The sequence below is a fragment of the Pseudomonas baetica genome (assembly GCF_051216495.1).
Lineage (GTDB): Bacteria > Pseudomonadota > Gammaproteobacteria > Pseudomonadales > Pseudomonadaceae > Aquipseudomonas > Aquipseudomonas baetica_B.
On the sequence record NZ_JBPKAM010000011.1, the window covers coordinates 87,598 to 94,673 of the forward strand.

Genomic DNA, 7,076 nt, shown 5'->3' on the forward strand with positions numbered 1-7,076 from the left:
CATAACCGTGTCGAAAATACCCACCCCAGTGCACCGCAAAGCCCCGGTTTACAAGGTCTGCAGAGAACAATCAATTCCGTTGATTATTATCATTGCGTTTATGAACTTTTATATCGACTTATCGAGAGTAGCATTGCCTTCGTACCCACTTTTTCGCACCGCCACGGAGCAACGCCATCATGAAACGCCAATTGATGCTTAGCCTTACCCTCTCAATGCTAGCCAGTACTGCTTTCGCTTTGCCGGCAGCTGACCAAGCCACTCCACAAGTCAAGAACAGCCATTCGGTGTTCAGCCAAACCGTTGCTGCCGATGGTTCCGACCGTACCCCACAAGGCCAAACCCTTGCCGCCGATGGCTCGGACCGCACCCCACAAGGCCAGACCCTTGCCGCCGATGGCTCGGACCGCACCCCACAAGGCCAGACCCTCGCCGCTGATGGCTCGGACCGCACCCCACAAGGCCAGACCCTTGCCGCTGATGGCTCGGACCGCACCCCACAAGGCCAGACCCTTGCCGCTGATGGCTCGGACCGCACCCCACAAGGCCAGACCCTTGCTGCTGATGGCTCGGACCGCACCCCACAAGGCCAGACCCTTGCTGAAGGTGGTGGTGACCGCGTTATCGAACGCAACAGCACTATGAGCTAAGCCCATGGCCGCCCTGAAAAAAAGCCCAATCACCGGATTGGGCTTTTGACATTCTGGCGCTTCACTTTGTAAACGCAGCACCTCCCCCGCTTGCTCCCCTATCGTCGTTCGACGCCGGCAAAGCCGATTTGCTAGAGTGCGCCGCTCTCCTACTCCAGAAAACGCCTTTGCGATGCTGCCCCGCGCCGAACAGAAACAACAAACCCGCAACGCCCTGATGGACGCTGCCCGCCATTTGATGGAAGGCGGCCGAGGATTCGGCAGCCTGAGCCTGCGCGAAGTGGCGAAAACCGCAGGAATTGTCCCTACCGGTTTCTACCGGCATTTCGCCGATATGGATGAACTGGGCCTGGTGCTGGTTAGCGAAGTCGGCCAGACCTTCCGCGAAACCATCCGCCTGGTGCGGCACAACGAGTTCGTCATGGGCGGCATCATCGATGCGTCCGTGCGGATCTTTCTTGATGTAGTGAGCGCCAATCGTTCGCAATTTCTGTTTCTTGCCCGCGAGCAATATGGAGGTTCTCTTCCAGTGCGCCAGGCCATCGGACGTTTGCGCGAAGACATCAGCTCGGACCTGGCGGCCGACCTGTCGCTGATGCCCAAGCTGCAACACCTGGACTTCGCCGGCCTGAGCGTCATGGCAGACCTGATTGTCAAAAGCGTGTTCGCCACCTTGCCGGAGATCATCGATCCACCGGTCGAGGCGTTGCCTGAACACCTGACGCCCCAAGCCAAAATCACCCAGCAATTGCGCTTTATTTTCATCGGCCTCAAACACTGGCAAGGTCTCGGCAGCACCGAGTAACCCTTGTGGGAGCGAGCCTGCTCGCGAAGGCGTCGGCCAATTCAACATCGGTGTTGAATGTATTGCCCCATTCGCGAGCAGGCTCGCTCCCACAGAAAAGCCAAATCGCTTCACATTGGTGCAATACAAAAACCTCTCGCACCAACATCACTCAAAACCCGTACCCTTTTAAGCCTCGCCCCACAGCTCTTTCAGGCATTTCCTACGCATCACCCCGTTTGGCAAGCCCCTTGCTCTAGCCCCAGCATTGTCCATTGCTGGAAGCTTTCCGATGCTGGTGATTCACCGCAGAATCGACCCTCAACCCGTCTGGGCCGCCGAGTTGCACCTGACGTTCGAAGCGCGGAGCAAAAGCCGATTGCGCTGTTTCAGTGCCGAGGGTGAAGACGTCGGGTTGTTTTTGGAGCGCGGTCAATCGCCACTGTATGACGGCGAATGCCTGCAAGCCGAAGACGGGCGCATCGTCCGCGTTTGCGCCCGCCCCGAGCAACTGCTGCACGTCACCTGCGCCAACGCCTTTGAATTGACCCGCGCCGCTTATCACCTGGGTAATCGCCACGTCGCCCTGCAGGTGGGTGACGGCTGGTTGCGCTTGCTCGACGATTACGTGCTCAAGGCCATGCTCGAACAACTCGGCGCCACCACCGAGTCCATCGAGGCACCGTTCGAGCCGGAACATGGCGCTTACGGCGGAGGTCATCATCATTCGCGCCATGGCGATGAAGACTTCAACTACCCGCCCAAACTGCATCAGTTTGGCGTGCGACCATGAACCCCGCCTGGGCACTGCTTCGCCTGGCCAGTCCGCAATTGCCGATTGGCGGCTACAGCTATTCCCAAGGCCTGGAAATGGCGGTGGAAAACGGCATCGTCAACGACCCCGACAGCGCCCGACGCTGGATCAGTGATCAATTGCTGCTCAATCTCGCCCGCTTCGAAGCGCCGCTGCTGCTTGCACATTGCGTGGCTGCTCGGGATGAACACTGGGGCGAACTGCTGCAACGCTGTGAAGAACATCGCGCCAGCCGGGAGACCCGCGAGTTGCATCAGGAGAGCCGACAGATGGGTTACTCCCTCCAGCAATTGCTCCACGGTTTGCCGGAGCTGGATGCAACTGCCCGTGCCTTCCTCGAACAACAATCCGAGCCGCATCTCGCGTTGGGCTGGGCACTGGCTGCCCGTGCCTGGCAGATCAGTCCGCAGGATGCGTTGGCCGCATGGCTTTGGAGCTGGCTGGAAAACCAATTGGCGGTGCTGATGAAAACCCTGCCATTGGGCCAGCAAGCTGCCCAGCGCCTGACCAGCGAATTGGTCCCGCTGTTGCAGCAGGCCCAGCAGAACGCCACCACCCGCAACCCCGAACACTATGGCAGTGCCGCTTTCGGCCTGTCCCTGGCGTGCATGGCCCACGAGCGCCAGTACAGCCGTCTGTTTCGTTCCTGAGCCCCTTATTGGCCGCCTTACTTTGGAGAACCACATGAACACACAACCCCTGCGCGTCGGCATCGGCGGCCCGGTCGGCTCTGGCAAAACCGCCCTGACCCTGGCGCTTTGCCTGGCCCTGCGCGACCGTTACAACCTGGCCGTCGTGACCAACGACATCTACACCCGTGAGGACGCCGACTTTCTGGTGCGCAACCAGGCGCTGGCGCCGGAACGCATCATCGGCGTGGAAACCGGCGGCTGCCCGCACACGGCGATCCGCGAGGACGCCTCGATCAACCTCGAAGCCGTGGATCAACTGAACCGGCGCTTTCCGGGCCTGGACCTGATTCTGGTTGAGTCCGGTGGCGACAACCTTTCGGCCACGTTTAGCCCGGAATTGTCCGACCTGACGATTTACGTGATCGACGTTTCCGCCGGCGACAAGTTGCCGCGCAAGGGCGGTCCCGGCATCTGCAAATCCGATCTGCTGGTGATCAACAAAATCGACCTGGCGTCGCTGGTGGGTGCGTCGCTGACCTTGATGGACAGCGATACCACGCGCATGCGCAACGGCAAGCCGTTCGTCTTCAGCAACCAGAAAACCGGCCAGGGCCTGGAAGAGATCATCGCCTTCATCGAACGCCAGGGGCTGCTGACGGCGGCCTGATCCACTTACTCACAAGGAAGCCAAACCATGACACTGAAACGAATTCTGGGCGCCATGGCGCTGTTGCTGACCCCGGCCATTGCCTTCGCCCACCCGGGACACGGCGACAATGGCTTGATCGCCGGCATCAGACACCCGATCGGCGGGCTCGACCATTTGTTGGCGATGCTTGCGGTCGGCCTGTGGGCGGCCCAACAGAAAGGTGCGGCACGCTGGGCGCTGCCGTGCACTTTCGTCGGCACCATGCTGTTCGGCGGGCTACTGGGCTTCGAAGGGCTGGACCTGCCGGCGCTGGAGGGCGGGATTGCGGCATCCGTGTTGGCGTTGGGACTGGCGGTGGCATTGGCAGTGCGCCCGCCGTTGAGCCTGGCGGTGGCTGCGACAGCATTGTTCGCGCTGTTCCATGGTGTGGCGCACGGGCTGGAATTGCCGGACATGTCGAGTCCGTGGGCGTTTGCAGCCGGGTTTGTGGCGGCGACGGCGCTGTTGCATGGGGTGGGTTATGCGCTGGTTCGTGTTCTGCCTCAAGCAGCGGCGCCGTTAGTGCGACTGACGGGCGCGGCTTCGGCGGCGACTGGAGTCTGGTTATTGGCGGGTTGATTTTTTTGCGCCTGTGATGGCCGCTTCGCGAGCAGGCTCGCTCCCACAAGGGAATGCATTTCAAAGTGGGAGCGAGCCTGCTCGCGAAGACGGCCTGACAGACACCACATCTCTAAGGCCTGCTAACATGTCGCGCAATCAACCCTGCCGTGACGACGCCAGCCAATGCCGCAAGCCTCCCGCTCCGCCTCCCAGCCTGAACTGACCGCCCTGTTCACTTCGGTGCAGCAGCACTTTCTGAACGTGATCGTGCCACTCTGGCAAGGCCCGGGCTGGAATGCCGAGATGGCGTTGCCGTACGAGGCGCTGGATGCCGGGCACCTGCCACTGCCTCCCCAGCGTTACCGGGCCATGGCCTGCGCGCGACAGCTGTATCTGTTCGCCAGCCTGATCGGCCAGGTGCCGAACGCTGAAGAGCGTGCCGCGGCGCTTTTCCGCTCTTTGCAACGGCATTTCCACGACGCCGAGCATGGTGGCTGGTTCTATAGCATCGACCCGCAAGGCGCACCGCTCGATACCCGCAAAGACCTCTACACCCACGCCTTCATCCTGTTCTCCTGCGCCCATTACTGGGACAAGGTTCGCGAGCCACTGGTGGAGTCGGTGCTCAACGCCGCCCTGGAAGTGATTTCGCGGCGTTTCGCCACCGGCGACGGCCTCTACGAGGCCTGTGTGGATCGTGACTGGAACACCCTGGAAACCGGGCCGCTGCAAAACCCTTTGATGCACCTGGCCGAAGCCTTCCTCGCCACGCTGTCGGTGCGCGATGACCTCGACGTGCAGCGGGCGCTGGTTGAGTTATGCACAGCCATGCAAAAGTGCTTTATCGATCCGCAACACAGCGTACTGATGGAGAAACCCCTGGGTGCTGTGGATAACTGGTTTGAGCCGGGGCATCAGTTCGAGTGGTACTTCCTGCTGGAGTCCTCTGATCTGCTGCGCGGCTCGAAGCTGCACGCCTCGCTGGAACGGGCGTTTGCCTTCACCGAACAATTGGGCGTCGACCAACAGACCGGTGCCGTGCGAGCCATGCTCGATTTTGGGCCAAACGGCGGTTCCCGTGACGCTACCCAACGCATCTGGGCCCAGGCCGAATACCTTCGCGCGTTGACGCTGCGCCCGAGTAGCGAGACGTCGGTAGCGCGTCAGCTGCGCGCGTTGCAGGAGCGCTCGCTGCATGCGGGCGGCTGGTATGAATGCCGTGACGAGCACGGTGAGGTGAGCCGCCGGGACATGCCGTCGACAACGCCTTATCACCTGGCGACCTGCTATGCCGGGCTGGCTGAATATCTTCGCTGATCGTTAGATAGCGTTCGCGAGCAGGCTCGCTCCCACAGGGTTTCGCATTCCAATGTGGGAGCGAGCCTGCTCGCGAATGGCCATGATGCGGTCTTACGCCTTGCCACCACTGCGATCAATCGCAAACCCGGCCCAGCTTTGACTGACCGGCATCAGCTCCAGGCTGTTGATGTTGATGTGCGCCGGGGCATTGAGAATCCAGAAAATGGTGTCGGCGATGTCCTGGGGCTGGATCGGCTCGGCACCGGCGTAGGTGGCGTTGTAACGCTCCTGGTCACCGCCAAATCGCACCAGAGAAAACTCGCTCTCGCACAGACCTGGCTCGAGGTTGCTGACCCGCACGCCAGTGCCTTGCAGATCACAGCGCAGGCTCAGGGAGAACTGTTGGACGAAGGCCTTGGTCCCGCCATACACATGGCTGCCCGGATACGGATAATTGCCGGCAACGGAACCCAGGTTGACGATACCGGCGCCACGACCGTGGGCGATCAGGCGCGGCAACAGCAGGCGGGTGCTGTACATCAGGCCCTTGATGTTGGTATCGACCATGGTGTCCCAGTCGTCCAGGCTGCACTTGGGCGCCGGATCAGCCCCCAGGGCCAGGCCCGCATTGTTGATCAACCCGCGCAGCTTGGCGAAGCTCGGCGGCAGGTTGGCAATGGCCTCTTCCATGGCCTTGCGGTCGCGCACGTCCAGCACCAGACCATGTACTTCGGTTTGCTTCGACAACTCGGTGCACAGTGCGTTGAGTCGATCTTCACGACGGCCCGTCAGCACCAACTTCCAGCCGGCTTCGGCAAAACGACGGGCGCAGGCTTCACCAAAACCGGAGGTCGCGCCGGTAATAAACAGGGTGTTGGACATCGTGTTCTCCTTGCTTCGGCCGATGGTCAGCCATTGGAATAGAAAATCAGCAGGCAGCATGCCCGGCCTTGCTAACACCGGCAACCACCTCACAAACTGTACAAAAAACGACCAAATCGCCCAGCGCTTTATAAAACGTGGCTTGCAGCCATGTGCACGCACCTTATCCACAGTCCCATCCACACATTCCGGGGGCAAGTGGAAAAGCCGCAAGCCGCTATCCACAAGGCTTTGCGAGAGATTTGAAAACTTTTTCGCTTGACCCTCATCGGCCTACCATGTAGCCCATGGCCATTTTCCCGACCGGCCGGTCAAATCAACGATGGCCGCAAGCCAGCAACCACGGCCTTCAGCCGCGTCTTTCCAGAGTTTAATCACAGACTTATCCACAGGCTTGTTCACACCTTTTTCCGGCGCTTTTGCCTGCAAGAAAACAGTTGACAACGCAGACCTTAAGTCCACGAAAAACTCCTGATCAAAAAACAACCACACCACTGTAAGCCACGGTTTAAAAGGCTTTCAGCCAGCTACCACCAAGTTATTCACAGCCCGCTCCACAGCAAACGGGGACAAGTCAAAACCGTGACAAAACAGCGATTTGCAGCGGTTTTATGTCGCAGTTTGGGAGCTTGCGAATATTGTTTTCCACAATCCCCGAAACCTCACCATCACCCTCTGTGGGGGGGGGGGGGGGGGGGGGGGGGGGGGGGGGGAGGGAGGGGGGGGGGGGGGGGGGGGGGACGGGGGGGGGGGGGGGGGGGTCCCG

General features: G+C 60.7%; 8 protein-coding genes. 7 read left to right on the plus strand and 1 reads right to left on the minus strand.

The window, feature by feature from the left end; translation table 11 throughout:
• The first annotated feature begins 179 nt into the window (after nucleotides 1-179).
• The 7 genes from ACSFE6_RS06890 (at nucleotide 180) to ACSFE6_RS06920 (ending at nucleotide 5,446) form a co-directional block, all read left to right on the plus strand.
• On the plus strand, nucleotides 180-650 hold the full coding sequence (locus tag ACSFE6_RS06890) for a hypothetical protein (RefSeq protein WP_435426894.1): 471 nt from the start codon (nucleotides 180-182) through the stop codon (nucleotides 648-650).
• Between the two features lie 172 nt (nucleotides 651-822).
• Nucleotides 823-1,455 carry a TetR family transcriptional regulator gene (locus tag ACSFE6_RS06895; RefSeq protein ID WP_435426901.1) on the plus strand — a complete coding sequence of 211 codons (633 nt, stop codon included), beginning with the start codon at nucleotides 823-825 and terminating at the stop codon, nucleotides 1,453-1,455.
• 271 nt (nucleotides 1,456-1,726) lie between these two features.
• Complete coding sequence (gene ureE / locus ACSFE6_RS06900; RefSeq protein ID WP_435426895.1) at nucleotides 1,727-2,227, plus strand: urease accessory protein UreE; 501 nt, start codon at nucleotides 1,727-1,729, stop codon at nucleotides 2,225-2,227.
• On the plus strand, nucleotides 2,224-2,898 hold the full coding sequence (locus tag ACSFE6_RS06905; RefSeq protein WP_435426896.1) for an urease accessory protein UreF: 675 nt from the start codon (nucleotides 2,224-2,226) through the stop codon (nucleotides 2,896-2,898). The genes ureE and ACSFE6_RS06905 overlap by 4 nt, the downstream gene beginning before the upstream one ends.
• A gap of 34 nt (nucleotides 2,899-2,932) precedes the next feature.
• Nucleotides 2,933-3,547 carry an urease accessory protein UreG gene (gene ureG, locus ACSFE6_RS06910; protein ID WP_435426897.1) on the plus strand — a complete coding sequence of 205 codons (615 nt, stop codon included), beginning with the start codon at nucleotides 2,933-2,935 and terminating at the stop codon, nucleotides 3,545-3,547.
• 27 nt (nucleotides 3,548-3,574) lie between these two features.
• Nucleotides 3,575-4,147, plus strand: coding sequence for a HupE/UreJ family protein (locus ACSFE6_RS06915; RefSeq protein ID WP_435426898.1), 573 nt, complete (start codon nucleotides 3,575-3,577; stop codon nucleotides 4,145-4,147).
• A gap of 165 nt (nucleotides 4,148-4,312) precedes the next feature.
• Nucleotides 4,313-5,446, plus strand: coding sequence for an AGE family epimerase/isomerase (locus tag ACSFE6_RS06920; RefSeq protein WP_435426899.1), 1,134 nt, complete (start codon nucleotides 4,313-4,315; stop codon nucleotides 5,444-5,446).
• 93 nt (nucleotides 5,447-5,539) lie between these two features.
• Here ACSFE6_RS06920 and ACSFE6_RS06925 read toward each other — a convergent pair whose 3' ends face one another.
• Complete coding sequence (locus ACSFE6_RS06925) at nucleotides 5,540-6,310, minus strand: SDR family oxidoreductase (protein ID WP_435426900.1); 771 nt, start codon at nucleotides 6,308-6,310, stop codon at nucleotides 5,540-5,542.
• Nucleotides 6,311-7,076 lie beyond the last annotated feature (766 nt).